General features: G+C 70.2%; 14 protein-coding genes. 9 read left to right on the top strand and 5 right to left on the bottom strand.

The window, feature by feature from the left end; all coding sequences use genetic code 11:
* Positions 1-19: 19 nt before the first annotated feature.
* The gene (locus FG385_RS22670) at positions 20-325 is read right to left on the bottom strand and encodes a DUF4873 domain-containing protein (RefSeq protein ID WP_139098777.1); all 306 of its coding nucleotides are present in this window, start codon (positions 323-325) and stop codon (positions 20-22) included.
* Positions 315-1058: a TetR/AcrR family transcriptional regulator gene (locus FG385_RS22665; RefSeq protein ID WP_200834605.1), complete on the bottom strand. Its 744-nt coding sequence runs from the start codon at positions 1056-1058 to the stop codon at positions 315-317. The genes FG385_RS22670 and FG385_RS22665 overlap by 11 nt, the downstream gene beginning before the upstream one ends.
* Positions 1059-1117: 59 nt before the next feature.
* On the opposite strand from FG385_RS22665, the gene FG385_RS22660 reads away from it, so the two are divergent.
* Together FG385_RS22660 and FG385_RS22655 are read left to right on the top strand one after the other, a co-directional pair.
* Positions 1118-2023: an AurF N-oxygenase family protein gene (locus FG385_RS22660; protein ID WP_139098775.1), complete on the top strand. Its 906-nt coding sequence runs from the start codon at positions 1118-1120 to the stop codon at positions 2021-2023.
* Positions 2020-2937, top strand: a complete 918-nt coding sequence (locus FG385_RS22655; protein ID WP_235022730.1) for an alpha/beta fold hydrolase — start codon at positions 2020-2022, stop codon at positions 2935-2937. The genes FG385_RS22660 and FG385_RS22655 overlap by 4 nt, the downstream gene beginning before the upstream one ends.
* Here FG385_RS22655 and FG385_RS22650 read toward each other — a convergent pair.
* Positions 2850-3212: a helix-turn-helix domain-containing protein gene (locus FG385_RS22650; RefSeq protein WP_200834604.1), complete on the bottom strand. Its 363-nt coding sequence runs from the start codon at positions 3210-3212 to the stop codon at positions 2850-2852. The two genes, FG385_RS22655 and FG385_RS22650, sit on opposite strands and share 88 nt — an antisense overlap.
* A 66-nt stretch (positions 3213-3278) precedes the next feature.
* Here FG385_RS22650 and FG385_RS34455 point away from each other — a divergent pair, with 66 nt between their 5' ends.
* Positions 3279-3458 (top strand): hypothetical protein, encoded by a 180-nt coding sequence (locus FG385_RS34455; RefSeq protein WP_200834603.1) that lies wholly within the window; start codon positions 3279-3281, stop codon positions 3456-3458.
* Here FG385_RS34455 and FG385_RS22645 read toward each other — a convergent pair whose 3' ends face one another.
* Positions 3459-4100 carry a TetR/AcrR family transcriptional regulator gene (locus FG385_RS22645; RefSeq protein WP_139098773.1) on the bottom strand — a complete coding sequence of 214 codons (642 nt, stop codon included), beginning with the start codon at positions 4098-4100 and terminating at the stop codon, positions 3459-3461.
* 338 nt (positions 4101-4438) lie between these two features.
* Between FG385_RS22645 and FG385_RS22640 the strand changes: the two genes are divergently transcribed.
* From FG385_RS22640 to moeZ, 3 genes are all read left to right on the top strand, one after another.
* Entirely contained in the window at positions 4439-5443 is a 1005-nt protein-coding gene (locus FG385_RS22640) for an alpha/beta fold hydrolase (RefSeq protein ID WP_139098772.1), read from the top strand.
* 81 nt (positions 5444-5524) lie between these two features.
* The gene (locus tag FG385_RS22635) at positions 5525-6622 is read left to right on the top strand and encodes a DUF3152 domain-containing protein (protein ID WP_139098771.1); all 1098 of its coding nucleotides are present in this window, start codon (positions 5525-5527) and stop codon (positions 6620-6622) included.
* Positions 6623-6721: 99 nt separating this feature from the next.
* Positions 6722-7900, top strand: a complete 1179-nt coding sequence (moeZ, locus tag FG385_RS22630; protein ID WP_139098770.1) for an adenylyltransferase/sulfurtransferase MoeZ — start codon at positions 6722-6724, stop codon at positions 7898-7900.
* A 1-nt stretch (position 7901) separates the two neighbouring features.
* Here the strand turns inward: moeZ and FG385_RS22625 are convergent, their stop codons facing one another.
* A complete protein-coding gene (locus tag FG385_RS22625; protein ID WP_139098769.1) occupies positions 7902-8396 on the bottom strand; it encodes a hypothetical protein in 495 nt (164 codons plus the stop codon).
* 54 nt (positions 8397-8450) lie between these two features.
* Here FG385_RS22625 and FG385_RS22620 point away from each other — a divergent pair, with 54 nt between their 5' ends.
* The 3 genes from FG385_RS22620 to FG385_RS22610 all read left to right on the top strand — a co-directional run bounded on the left by FG385_RS22620 (position 8451) and on the right by FG385_RS22610 (position 12875).
* On the top strand, positions 8451-9242 hold the full coding sequence (locus FG385_RS22620; protein ID WP_139098768.1) for a TIGR02569 family protein: 792 nt from the start codon (positions 8451-8453) through the stop codon (positions 9240-9242).
* A gap of 193 nt (positions 9243-9435) precedes the next feature.
* Complete coding sequence (locus FG385_RS22615; protein ID WP_139098818.1) at positions 9436-11433, top strand: molybdopterin oxidoreductase family protein; 1998 nt, start codon at positions 9436-9438, stop codon at positions 11431-11433.
* Positions 11430-12875 carry an FAD-dependent oxidoreductase gene (locus tag FG385_RS22610; protein WP_139098767.1) on the top strand — a complete coding sequence of 482 codons (1446 nt, stop codon included), beginning with the start codon at positions 11430-11432 and terminating at the stop codon, positions 12873-12875. The genes FG385_RS22615 and FG385_RS22610 overlap by 4 nt, the downstream gene beginning before the upstream one ends.
* The last annotated feature ends 3 nt before the right edge of the window (positions 12876-12878 follow it).

The raw sequence follows: 12878 nt of genomic DNA, 5'->3' as shown, positions 1-12878 counted from the left end.
GTGCGGGCGTCCTTTCTCGCTATTCGGCCGGCGTCGTGGGCACGGTGAACGGCGGGGTGCTCGCTCCGAGGATCCGGTAGCGGCCCCACGGATCGGGATCGGACAGTTCGCCGCGCGCGGACCCGTCCGGCGTGTGGATCTCCGCCGCGCGCTTGCGGCCGCCGAGCAGCGCTTCGAGGTCGTCGTGCCGGGCGACGCGGCCGTACCAGTGGTAGCGGCCGTCGATCGGCTGGAAGTGCCCGCGCATCTCGACGTCGACGGCGAACTCCCGCTCGCCCACGACGAGCTTCGCCGGACCGGTGTAGCCGTCCTCTTCAGCCGGCATCGGACGCCTCCTCTTCCTTCGCGTGCAGCAGCACGACCTTGTTCGCCTCGAGCGGTTTGTCCGGGTCGATCGTGATGCCGTTCTGCCGCGCCAGGCCGTCGATCGCGGCCCAGATGATCTGCGTCAGGTACTCCACGACGGCGTCCCGGCTCATCGACCGGCGGTCGAGCCACCATTCACCGGTGTTCTGGACCATGCCGACGATCCCGTACGCCCACGGCTCGGCGGCGCCGGAGTCCATCCCGAACATGCGCATGTAGTCACCGAGCAGTGCGGTCAGCGCCGTCGCGATGAGTTCCTTGTCCTCGGCGACCACGTCGGAGTTCGCCGGGCGCTCGGTGAACGCGCCGCGCGCCAGCAGCCGGTAGAGGTTCGGGTGCTCCTCGATGACGCCGAAGAACGCGTCGAGCGCCTTCCGGATCCGGGGCACCGGCGCCAGCTGCGAGTTGATCGCGGGCACGAGCCGCGAGAACAGCAGTTCCGTCCCGCGTTGGCCGAGCGCGACGTACAGGTCGGCCTTGTCCTCGAAATGCCGGTACAGCACCGGTTTCGTGACCCCGGCGGCCACGGCCACGTTTTCCATCGCGAGGTCGGGTCCGTGCTCGTCGAGCGCCCTGAGCGCGGCCTCGACGAACTCCGCCCGCCTCGCCACCCGGTGCTTGCGCCACCGGTCCCGCCGCGCGTCGCCGGTCGCCGCCTCGTTCGCCTTGCCGCGCTTGACATGTTCCGCCACAGGAGCGATGCTACCAAAGGTAACTGTTACTACCGGTTACATGAACTTGGGAGGACGCGATGACGCGGACGCTCGACGAGCGCGAGAAGACCGCGGACCGGCTGCTGAAATCCTCGGCGAACAAGTTCTACGACCCCGAGGTCGACATCGACTGGGACGCGCCGCTGGCCGAGGGCAAGGTCTACCAGCTCGAACACCGGTGCTCGCTGTACGGCACCGGCCTGTGGGCACAGCTGACCCCCGAGCAGCGGATCGAACTCGGCAAGCACGAAGTGGCCAGCGTCGCGAGCAACGGCATCTTCTTCGAGGTCCTGCTGATGCAGATGCTGCTCAAGGAGATCTACCGCGGTGACCCGACGACCCGGCACGTGCAGTACGCGCTGACCGAGATCGCCGACGAATGCCGCCATTCGACGATGTTCGCCCGCGCGGTCGAGCGGGTCGGCGCGCCGCCGTACGGGCCGATCAAGATCGTGCACCAGTTGGGCAAGGCGCTGCCGCTGATCGGCTACGGTCCGGCGCTCTACGGCTCGATCCTGGTCGCCGAGGAGGTCCTCGACCGCATCCAGCGCGAGAGCATGGCCGACGAGAACGTCCAGCCGCTGATCAGGATGGTCAACCGCATCCACGTGCTGGAGGAGGCACGGCACGTCACGTTCGCGCGTGAAGAGGTCACCCGCGGGATGGCCGGGATGTCCAAGGCGGAACTGGCCTACCAGCGGTGGCTGCTCGCCTCGGTGAGCTTCGCGATCACCCGCAGCCTCATCAACCCGCGCGTCTACGCCGCGGTCGGGCTGCCGCCGAGGCAGGCGTGGGAGACCGCGATGGCCAACCCGCACTTCCAGGAGACCATGCGCTGGGCCGGTGAGCGGATCATGGCCTTCCTCGATGAGGTCGGGCTTGTCGGCGCGCCGGGAATGCGCATGTGGCGCAAGTCGTTTCTGATAGACGGGCGGTATCGGTGATCGGTCGCAGGGGGACCGGTCGCCGGTTTCTCACCGCGGACGGTACGGCGCTGCACGTGGACGAATCGGGTCCCGCCGGGGCGCGGCTCACGGTGGCACTGGTGCACGCGTGGACGCAGGATCACACCGAGTGGGCGCCGATCCTGCCGTTGCTGCCGCCGGATGTCCGCGTGCTCCGCTACGACCACCGTGGACATGGCGGTTCGGCCGCGGCGCGGCCCGGCACGGCGACGATCCCGCAACTCGCCGACGATCTGGCCGAACTGCTGGCCGCCCGCGTACCGCACGGGCCGGTCGTGCTCGCCGGGCACTCGCTGGGCGGGATGACGGTGATGGCGCTGGCCGAACGGCATCCCGGCCTGGTTCGCGAGCGGGTCAGGGGCGTCGCGTTCATCGCGACGTCCTGCTCGGACATGGACCGGCTCACGCTCGGACTTTCCGGTGCCGCCGGCCGGGCCGCGATACGTGCCGACAAGGCGCTCGCGCGGACGCTTTCCCGCTACCGCAAGGAGTTCGTGCCGATCCCGGCGGTACTCGCGCGGCCGGCGACGAAGTGGATCGCGTTCGGGAAGAAGGCCGACCGGGCGGACGTGCGGGCGATGACGGCGCAGGTCCTGCGCGCGCACCCGAGCAGTATCGGCGGTTTCCGCGACTCGATCTCCCAGCACGACCGGCGCGCCGCGCTCGCGACGCTGGCGGGTAAGCCGAGTGTGGTCCTCGTCGGCGACCGCGACCGGATCACCCCGGTGCGGCACGCGAAGGTCATCGCGGAGGAGCTGCCGGGCGCTAAGTTCGTGCTGTTCCCCGGCGCGGGCCATGAACTGACCTACGAACGCACGCGCGGGGTCGCGGCGCGGCTGAGCGAGTTGTGTGCCGTCACCGAGCCCCGGATCCGGTCGGCTTCGGCAAGCTGAACCTGCTCGCCCCGGCGTAGCACGTCGATGATCAGCGTCAGCTCGCCCGACGAGTAACGGTCCAGCACCCGCCGCCCGGCCCGCGCGACCGGCGCGTAAACGCTTTCGAGCAGGTCGGCGGCGGACTCGGTGAGCGCGACGACGGCACGTCGCCGGTCGCTCGCGTCCGTGGTCCTGGTGAGATGCCCGGCGACGCTCGCCAGCTTCCCGGCGGACAGGCTGCCCGCCTGGTGGACCAGACCAATGATGCGCAGATCCGTGCGGTTGACCCGCAAGGCCTCCGCGGCTGCCTCGTCGACGGCGTCGGCGGCCGCCCCGAAATCGGCGGCTGCCCGCGCCCGGTGACGCTGACCGAGATCACCGACCCGGAGTTGCGGCGCGAGGTGATGTGCGCGTTTCCGCGGGAGGTCCCGCACGGGGTGCCGATGTTCGTCCGGATGGGCCTGGTCGCCGGGCCCGACCCCGCGCAGTTCGCGGCCGCCGCGGACAAGGTCGCGGTCTTCCGGATCGACACGGTCTGACTACTCGCCGCGGTTGACCTGCTGCTGGAGGGGGAAGCCCGCACCGATCCCGCGCCAGGCGAGCGTCGCGGTCAGTGCGACGGCCTCCTCCTGGCTCATCGTGCTGTGGTGCGTCAGCCAGAACCGGGCGCTCACCTGGCTCAGCCCGACGAGGCCGACCGCGAGCAGCCGCGCCTTCGCCTCGTCGAGACCGGCGTCGGCGGTGATCGTCTCCGTGATCGCGTCGACACTGGCCGACGTCGCCCTGTCCACCGAGTCCTGCACCGCCGGCTCACCGCGCAGATCGGATTCGAAGACCATCCGGAACGCACCGGCGTCATTGCTCACGAAGTCGAAGAACGCGCCGACGGCGGCCTGCACGCGCTGCTTGTTGTCGGTCGTGGAGTTCAGCGCGCCCTGCACCCGCCCGACGAGTTCGTCGACATGGCTCTCCAGCAGCGCGATGTACAGATCGAGCTTGCCGGGGAAGTGCTGGTACAGCACAGGCTTGGACACCCCGGCCTGCTCGGCGATCTCGTCCATCGCCGCCGCGTGATAGCCGTTCGCGGAGAACACGCGCTGCGCCGCCGTGAGCAGTTGCGCGCGCCGCTCCGTACGCGGCAGACGCACCCCGCGCTGCTGTGCGGGCGCCATGTCCGTCATGCTTTCCTCCCGGTTCAACCCGTTCGAGATTACCCGCCGGTACCGGATCGTGGGCGTTGTGGTGACGTGCCAGATCCCAGCTCGTGCGTGAGCGTCGACGCGGGAAATATCTTCGAAGTCGCGCGCGTCCTGCTTGACCAGGGAGTTCCCCTACGGCGCTACGGAAAGTAGCCGAACTCGCGACAAGTTCCGAGGTAATCCCATCCGCCCCAACCGGCGCAGTGCCGGCGAGCGCTCCGGGTAGCGCCAAATGCCTCCGCGCGCGACGCCGTGGCTCCAGCCGTACCGCCGGTACCGGCGAGTCGCCAAGGCCGGGCCTCCGGTTGCATGCTGGATTGATGACCGACACCGTTCCACAGACCGGGGACGCCACATCCGGCAGACGTTCACCGGTCACGCATGTGCCGCTTTCGAAGGCCTCGCTGCCCGCGCTCGACCCGAAGTTGCCTCCGTGGCCGGGCGGCCTCGAAACCGCCGGCGGCGTGACCCTCCATGTGCGCCGCACCCCTGGTTCCGCCGAGGCCACCGTCGTGTACGTGCACGGTCTCGGCGGGTCTTCGACCAACTGGACCGATCTGGCGATGTTGCTCTCGCCGTTCGCCAACGGCGTCTCGGTCGACCTGCCCGGGTTCGGGTTCTCCGAACCGGTGCGGGGTTTCCGGTTCGGCCTCGACGAGCACGCCGACGAGCTGGCCAAGTTCGTCGAGGGGCTCGGCGGCGGGCCGGTGCATCTGGTCGGCAACTCGATGGGCGGTGCGGTCGCGCTGCTGCTCGCGGCCCGGCGGCCGGACCTGGTGCGCACGCTCACCGTGATCTCGCCCGCGATGCCGGACCGCAGGCCCGATCCGCGGCGGTTGTCGGACCCGCTGATGGCGCTGGCGATGCTGCCGTTGATCGGCCGCGGGGTCCGTCGCCGCCTGGCCGGGCTGACCCCGCGGGAACGGGCGGCGCAGGTCATCAAGCTGTGCTTCGCCGACCCGGACTCGTTCCCCGAGCACCGGCTCGACGAGCTGGCCGAGGAGCACTCCGCCCGCGCCAGGCTCAGGTGGGCGAACGCGGCGATGACGGCGAGCACGTTCGGCATCTTCCGCGCATGGTTCGCCCGCGGCGCTTCGTCGCTGTGGTCGGTTGCACCCCGCGTGAGCATGCCCTCGCTCGTCGTATGGGGCACGCAGGACAGGGTGATCTCCGTACGGCACGCGAGCCGGACGGCGAACGCACTGCGGCGAGGCCGGCTGCTGGTCCTGCCGCGGACGGGCCATGTCGCCCAAATGGAGCGACCCGCCACCGTGGCGAAAGCGATTTTGGGTATGTGGGAGCGAGTGGACGGGAACGCCTGGTAGGCCGCCCGGGTGAGAAAAATCCGTTCTGTGCCCGGGTGGTCGCGGTGCGCTGTAGAGGCCGCGTGTGGCACGCTTGTCCGTGTGAACCGGGTGTCGAGCGGCGCGCAGAACGAGAGGCAGAGGGTTTCGGCACGCCGTTCGCAGGGGCTCCCGGGTGATCGTTACGAGCGGGGCCGCAAGCGGACTTCCGGCGAACCGTTGAGCGCTTCGTGGCGCCCGTCGCCAGGTCAGCTCGAGCAGACGCCCGAGCAGGCGCGGAAGTCCCGCCGGGAGCGCAACCGGCTTCGCCAGGTCACGAAGGCCTACGGCTGGCGCGTGTACGCGTTGCCGATCCTGGTGGTCATCACGGCGCTCGTGGTCTTCAACACCGCGCGGGAACCGGCGCAGGACGTGCCGGGTTCCGTCGGCACGGACAGCAACGGCCTCACCGCGGGCAGTCAGGTGAGCGAGCAACCCGCGCTGCCGCCGAACCTGAACGTGCCGACGGCGCCGCTGCCGCCGGGCGGCGCGTTCACGCAGGCAGGCAAGGGCACCTGGCATGTCGTCCCGCTGGCGGAGGACGGCACGAGCGGCAAGCGAGCCGGGACGACAGGGCGGCTGTACCGCTACACCATCGAGGTCGAGGACGGCATCGATCCGTCGAGCTACGCGGGCGACGACTCGTTCGCGCGCACGGCCGAGGCCACGTTGTCCGACACCCGCAGCTGGATCGGCACCGGCAAGGTGAGCCTGCAGCGGGTCGACGCGCGCGACCCGGATCCGGACTTCCGGGTGCGCCTGACCAGCCCGGACACCGCGACGCGCGCCGACCTGTGCGGGTTCGGCATCCCGTTCCCGACCTCGTGCTACATCCGCGGCTTCCACCACAGCGTGATCATCAATCTGGCGCGCTGGGTGCGCGGGGCGCTCGCCTTCGGCGCGGACATGGGCACGTACCGCCAGTACGCGATCAACCACGAGGTCGGCCACGCGCTCGGCAAGAGTCACGTCGGCTGCCAGCAGGACGGTGCGCTGGCCCCGGTGATGATGCAGCAGACGTTCGGGGTGAGCAACGACTACGTGGCCCAGTTGAACAAGGTGGACATCTACAACTCGAAGGCGGTCCCGACCGACGGGAAGGTCTGCAAACCGAACGCGTGGCCGGTGCTCGACCTGGGCGACAGCGCGCCGCCGGGGTAGCCAGGGGAAGGTGACCACTATCTGGGAAGACGTGGCCTCCGCGTCGTGTTGTGGATACTGGGAGACGCGACCACGCGATCCGCGCGATTTGGAGGACCGATGTCAGGCACGCTGCCGCCGCTCGTCGAGCCGGCCGCCGAGCTCACCAAGGAAGAGGTGGCCCGGTTCAGCCGGCACCTGATCATCCCGGATGTCGGGATGGACGGGCAGAAGCGGCTCAAGAACGCCAAAGTGCTGGTCATCGGTGCCGGCGGCCTCGGCAGCCCCGCGTTGCTGTACCTGGCCGCGGCCGGGATCGGCACGCTCGGTGTCATCGACTTCGACGTCGTGGACGAGTCGAACCTGCAGCGGCAGATCATCCACGGTCAGTCGGACGTGGGCAAGCCGAAGGCGGTGTCGGCCAAGGAGTCGATCGCCGAGGTCAACCCGTTCGTCGACGTCATCCTGCACAACGAGCAGCTGACCAACGAGAACGCGCTCGACGTCTTCCGCGGTTACGACCTGATCCTGGACGGCACGGACAACTTCGCCACCCGGTACCTGGTCAACGACGCCGCGGTGCTTTTGGACAAGCCGTACGTCTGGGGCTCCATCTTCCGTTTCGAGGGCCAGGTGAGCGTGTTCTGGGAGAACGCGCCGAACGGCCAGGGCCTCAACTACCGCGACCTCTACCCGGAGGCGCCGCCGCCGGGCATGGTGCCGTCGTGCGCCGAGGGCGGCGTGCTGGGCGTGCTGTGCGCGTCCATCGGGTCGATCATGGTCACCGAGGCGGTCAAGCTCATCACCGGGATCGGTGAGCCGCTGCTCGGCCGCCTGATCAGCTACGACGCGCTGGAGATGAAGTACCGCGAGGTCAAGATCCGCAAGGACCCGCTGACGCCGAAGATCACCGAGCTGATCGACTACGAGGCGTTCTGCGGTGTGGTCTCCGACGAGGCGCAGCAGGCCGCGTCGGGCAGCACCATCACCCCGGCGGAGCTGAAGGCGAAGTTCGACTCGGGCGAGGAGTTCGAACTGATCGACGTTCGCGAGCCGCACGAGTACGAGATCGTGAACATCAAGGGCGCCAAGCTGATCCCGAAGGACCGGATCCTCTCCGGTGAGGCGCTCTCGGAACTGCCGCAGGACAAGCCGATCGTGCTGCACTGCAAGTCGGGCGCCCGCTCGGCGGAGGCACTCGCCGCGCTGCACCGCGCGGGCTTCAAGGACGCGACGCATCTCGGCGGTGGCGTCCTGGCCTGGGCGAAGCAGATCGACCAGAGCCTGCCGGTGTACTGAGTCAGCGGAACGTGTTCTGCCAGAAGGCGGTGAGCGTGTCGCCGCCTTCTGGCAGCCAGATGCCGCAGCAGATCAGCGCGACGACGAGGACACCGGCGGTGATCCGGACCGGCAGGTTCGTGGTGAGCGCGCCGGCGATGAGCAGGAACGGCAGGCTCAGGAAGACGACGCTGCCGAGCCCCAGGTCACCGAAGTGCAGCCCGGCGAGCACGCCCGGCATGAGGATCCCGCCCAGCACACCGGGCATCGTGATGAGAGCCGCCCAAAGCAGGCGCCGGGGCGCCCGCGCGGACAGCGTGCTCGCGTCCGGCGTGAGGCAGCCGATCACGTAGACCAGGCCGAACATCGCGAGCACCGCGGGCAGCGTCAGCACCGGCGCGTGCACGAACGCCGCGACGACGAAGAGCCACGAAGCCCCGGCCGCGACGATCATGCCGGCCACCCAGATGGCGGCCAGTTGGACGGCGATGATCCGCATGAGCCGGAACCCTGCCATCCCGGTGGCCTCCGCACGTGCCGTTTGGCCGAGAAATGGCGGTAATCTCGCCGCGTGCCGTCCCGTTCCCCCGTGCCGCAGCGCGTGCTGAACGCGTTCGGTGCACAGGGAGTACCTGAGCGGATACCGGGCGGTCCCGCCTGGCGGTGCGGCAGGTTGGTGTTCAAACCAGTCACGGACAAGGCACGCACAGTCTGGCTGGCGAACGTGCTCGGCCGCCTCGTCGTGCCCGATCTGCGGATCGCGCGGCCGGTACGCGCGACCGACGGGCGCTGGATCGTCGGGGGCTGGGCGGCCGGCCGGTACCTCGAAGGGCAGCGCGAGCACCGGCATGACGAGACGATGCTCGCCGCGCTGAAACTCGCGCAGGCCACCGCGAAGCTCCCGCGTCCGGACTTCTTCAGCCGCCGCCAGGGCACCGACGCGCTGGCCGACCGGATCGCCTGGGGCGAGGCCGACGTGCCGGTCGAGGAACGCAAGGGCGGGCGCTGGTTCGAAGTCCTCGCGGTGGCGCGAAGACCCGTGCGGCTGCCGGACCAGGTCGTTCCCGGTGACCTGTTCGGTGCCGTCCTGTTCGACGGACCGTCCCCACCCGGGATCGTCGACTTCGAGCCCTACTACCGGCCCGCCGAATGGGGTGCCGCCGTCGTCGCGGTGGACGCCGTCGCCTGGGGCGGCGCCGATCTCGAGTTCTTGAGACGCTGGTCACATCTGCCCGAGTGGTCACAGCTTCTGTTGCGTGCCTTGCTGTTCCGGCTCGCGGGCAATGCGCTCGACCCCCGCGCCACGGCTTCCTCGCTCGACGGGCTGCGCGCCGCCGCCGCTTGGGTGAGCGAACTGCTGTGAGCAGCGGGTTCTCACCGCCACCCGCGCCCAGTTGGCGAGCAATGTCAAACGCCTGAAACATTCAAGCGTTTTCGGGTAACACGCCTTCCTTACCGTCGAAAGTCGTCGAGGTGAGGAGGTGCGCGTGACGCTGACCGTGGATCAGCGGGTGAACACGGCCACCCATTGCCCCTACTGCGCCCTGCAGTGCGGGATGACCGTGTCGGGCACCGCTGTCGCGCCGCGCGAGTTTCCCGCGAACGGCGGTGGGCTGTGCCAGAAGGGCTGGACTTCGGGCGCGTTGCTCACCTCGCCCGCGCGCCTGACCAGCCCGCTCATCCGGGTCGACGACAGGCTGGTGCCGGCCGGCTGGGACGACGCGCTCGATCTGATCGCGCGCCGGCTCACCGAAATCCAGGCGCGGTACGGAAAGGACGCGGCCGCGCTGTTCGGCGGCGGTGGGCTGACCAACGAGAAGTCCTATCTGCTCGGCAAGTTCGCCCGGATCGCCCTCGGCACCTCGCAGGTCGACTACAACGGCCGGTTCTGCATGTCCTCGGCCGCCGCCGCGGGGATCAAGGCGTTCGGGCTCGATCGCGGTCTGCCGTTCCCGCTCACCGACCTCGCGGGCGCGGACGCGGTCCTGCTCGTCGGCGCGAACCCGGCCGAGACGATGCCGCCGTTCATGCAGCACCTGCGCCCCGTTCCGGATCTGATCGTGGTGGACCCGCGCCGCACGCCCACCGCCGAGCAGGCCAACCTGCACCTCGCGCCCTCGCCGGGCACCGATCTCGCGCTGGCACTGGGCATCCTGCACGCGGCGGTCGCCGACGGGCACGTCGACTGGTCCTATGTGGATGAACGGACTCGCGGGTTCGACGCGGTGTGGCGGATCGTGGCGCGGTGGTGGCCTGAGCGGGCCGAGCGCGTGACCGGCGTCGCCGCCGCCGACCAGCGTCGCGCGGCCGAATGGCTGGCGAACGCCCGCAACGCCTACATCCTGACCGCGCGCGGGACCGAACAGCACGCGAGCGGCTCCGACACCGTCAACGCGTGGATCAACCTCGCGCTGGCACTGGGACTGCCCGGCCGCGCGGGCTCGGGTTACGGCTGCCTGACCGGCCAGGGCAACGGCCAGGGCGGGCGCGAGCACGGGCAGAAGGCGGACCAGTTGCCCGGCTACCGCAGGATCGACGATCCGGCCGCACGCGAGCATGTGGCGGAGGTGTGGGGTGTGCCGGCTGATTCGTTGCCCGGACCGGGGCGGTCCGCGTATGAACTGCTCGACGCGCTGGGCACCGAGACCGGCCCGAAGGCGCTGATGGTGTTCGGCAGCAACGTGGTCGTCTCCGCGCCGCGCTCGGCGCATGTCGCGAAGCGGCTGTCTTCTTTGGACTTTCTCGTGGTGTCCGATCTCGTCCTGTCGGAGACCGCCGCGCTCGCCGACGTCGTGCTGCCGATCACGCAGTGGGCCGAGGAGAGCGGCACGATGACGAACCTCGAAGGCCGGGTTCTGTTGCGGCAGCGGGCGATCGAGCCCCCGGAAGGTGTGCGGACCGATCTCGAAGTCCTCAACGGACTCGCCACCCGGCTCGGGCAGCCGGCCGGGCGTTTCCCCGTCGAGGCCGAAGCGGTGTTCACCGAGCTCGGCGAGGCCTCGAGGGGCGGCGTCGCCGACTATTCCGGGATCACCTACGAGCGGCTGCGCGCGGGCGAAGCCCTGTACTGGCCGGTTCGCGGTGCGGGGCACGAAGGCACTCCGCGGATGTTCCTCGACCGGTTCGCGCATCCGGACGGGCGCGCGCGGTTCGTCCCGGTCGAGCACCGTGGCCCCGCCGAGCCCGTCGATGACGAGTTTCCCTTGCAGCTCACGACGGGCCGCGTGTTGCAGCACTACCAGTCCGGGGCACAGACCCGGCTGGTCGCGGAACTGACCGAAACCGTCCCGGAGGTCTACGTCGAGGTGTATCCCGACACGGCGGCACGGTTCGGGCTCAGCGACGGAGAATGGGCGCGGCTCTCCTCGCGGCGCGGTGAGATGACCGCGCGCGTGCGGTGCGTCTCCTCGATGCGGGCGGATCTGGTGTTCCTGCCCTTCCACTTCGCGGGCGCCCAGCGGGCGAACCTGCTGACCAACCCCGCGCTGGACCCGTCCAGCCGGATGCCCGAGTTCAAGGTCTGTGCGGTCGCACTGGGGAAGGTGCCCGCATGAGCCCGCGCAAGGTGGTCGTGCTCGGCTACGGCATGGCCGGGGCCAGGCTGGCGGACGAGATCCGCCGTCGTGACCCGGACGGAAGCCGGGTCGCGCTGACGGTCGTCGGCGAGGAATCCGAGCACGCCTACAACCGGGTGCTGCTGTCGGCGGTCGTCGCCGGGACGATGCAGCCGGATCTGGTGCTGCTGCACGAGCCCGCCTGGGCGGAGGAGCATCACGTCGATCTCCGGACCGGGGTTGCCGCGGTGGACATCGACCGCGAGCGCCGGGTGGTCACGCTGTCCGACGAGTCCGAAGTGGACTATGACGCGCTCGTGCTCGCGCTGGGCAGCAAGCCCTGGCTCCCGCCGGTCGAGGGGCTTGCCCGCGAGGACGGCACGCCCGCGCCCGGGGTGGTGGCCTTCCGCACGCTCGAAGACTGCGAACGCATTCTCGCCGAGTCGAAGGTGGGCGCTCCCGTCGCCGTGCTCGGCGGCGGTCTGCTGGGGCTGGAAGCGGCGCGCGGCCTGGCGGGGCGCGGAAACCTCGTCACCGTCGTGCATCCGGCCGGGCATGTGATGGAGCGGCAACTCGACGCCGGGGGCGGTCACGTGCTCACGCGGCTGCTCGCCACGCACGGGATCGATTTCCGCCTCAACGCCGCCGCCGCCCGGTACCTGCCCGGCAGCGGGCTCAAGCTCGACGACGGCAGCAAGGTCGCCGCCGATCTCGTCGTGGTTTCCGCGGGTGTCCGCGCGGAAACCGAACTGGCCCGGCGTGCCGGGCTGACCGTCGACCGCGGCATCGTGGTCGACGACACGTTACGCACGAGCGACGGGCGGATCTGCGCGCTCGGGGACTGTGCCCAGCATCCGGGCACCGTGTCCGGGCTCGTCGAACCCGCGTGGCAGCAGGCGGCTGTGCTCGCCGATCTGCTCACCGGCGCCCGCGTTTCCTCGCGCTACCAGGGAACCCGGGTGGTCACCAAGCTCAAGGCCCGCGGCATCGATCTCACCGCGCTCGGCGACGCGCACACCGACGTGCACGATCCGGACGCCGAAGTCCTGTCCCTGACCGACCCGACCGGCGGCCGTTACACGAAACTCGTGATCCGCGAAGACCGCGTCACCGGAGCGATCCTCCTCGGCGCCCCCGACGCGGCCGCCACCATCACCCAGCTCTACGACCGCGGGGTGCCCGTTCCCGCCGACCGTCTCGCCGTCCTGCTCGGCCGCGCACTGCCCTCGGGCACGCCGGCCGCGGCCGGCCCGGCCGACCTGCCCGCCTCCGCCGTGGTGTGCCGCTGCAACTCCGTGACGAAGGGGCGGCTCATCGAAGCCTTCCGCGCGGGGGCCACCGAAGTCACCGAACTCGCCTCGGTGACCAGGGCGACCACCGGCTGCGGCAGCTGCCGGGACACGGTGTGCGGCATCACCGACTGGCTCGCGACCACTTCCTGACAG

The sequence above is a fragment of the Amycolatopsis alkalitolerans genome (assembly GCF_006152065.1).
GTDB lineage: Bacteria > Actinomycetota > Actinomycetes > Mycobacteriales > Pseudonocardiaceae > Amycolatopsis_E > Amycolatopsis_E alkalitolerans.
Note: the sequence above shows the minus strand (reverse complement) of the source record. Positions and strands in the feature narration are given on the sequence as shown.